Genomic DNA, 613 nt, shown 5'->3' with positions numbered 1-613 from the left:
TGCATTTCTATCTTTTACTTTTAATAGATAATCAAATACCTTCCACCCCAACATGGAAAGTACAGCAAAGATTGCGATTGCAACCAGCAATTCCACTAAGGTAAATCCTGACTGAGGTGAAGAACGATTGAAAGCAGGCCTAGATCGCTTTGCAAGAAAACCACGCTTAGCCCGAATCCAAGTTGAAAAGCGATGCTCGAAATTATATGTCATTGTGTTCTAGCCTTTGCTGGATAGTTAAAGAACACAAGATTAGTAACACCCGCTTCAACCTTCCCTTGTTCATTATTAAATAAACTGACTTGTAACTCGATGCGTTGTATCTTCGGGCTAATGGTAGATTGTGCTTTTTTGTCAATTTGCCACGTTTCGCCATGCGAAGTCACTTGCTTGGATTGTGTCCCATCCAGCCATTCCTGGTTGATTTCCATCCTTGCCACTTCATTCATTGCGACAAATTGTGCCTTTGTCCTTAAGATTGCATTTGCTGTCGATTGCGTATATTGCATCGCGACTTTCGTTAACGCGATGGCAGCCACGGCAAAAATCGCCAAAGCCACCATTACTTCGAGTAAGGTAAATCCTGAGCGAGGGTTAGTGAAACAACGTTTCA

2 protein-coding genes are annotated in these 613 nt (G+C 42.3%); both read right to left on the bottom strand.

All coding sequences use genetic code 11. The features are described 5' to 3' along the window. The coding region (locus tag B4H32_RS11570) for a PulJ/GspJ family protein (protein ID WP_286803175.1) at nt 1-213 on the bottom strand (213 nt) is incomplete at its 3' end. Next, a complete protein-coding gene (locus B4H32_RS11565; RefSeq protein ID WP_034422918.1) occupies nt 210-563 on the bottom strand; it encodes a type II secretion system protein in 354 nt (117 codons plus the stop codon). The genes B4H32_RS11570 and B4H32_RS11565, both read right to left, overlap by 4 nt. Nucleotides 564-613: the final 50 nt, after the last annotated feature.

The sequence above is a fragment of the Acinetobacter sp. UBA2063 genome, assembly GCF_002333245.1.
GTDB lineage: Bacteria > Pseudomonadota > Gammaproteobacteria > Pseudomonadales > Moraxellaceae > Acinetobacter > Acinetobacter parvus.
This window is presented reverse-complemented; position numbering and strand designations above follow the sequence as displayed.

Bases quoted from the DNA above. Each gene is read 5' to 3' on its own strand.
- B4H32_RS11565 (WP_034422918.1), bottom strand. From the start codon at position 563: ATGGTGGCTTTGGCGATTTTTGCCGTGGCTGCCATCGCGTTAACGAAA.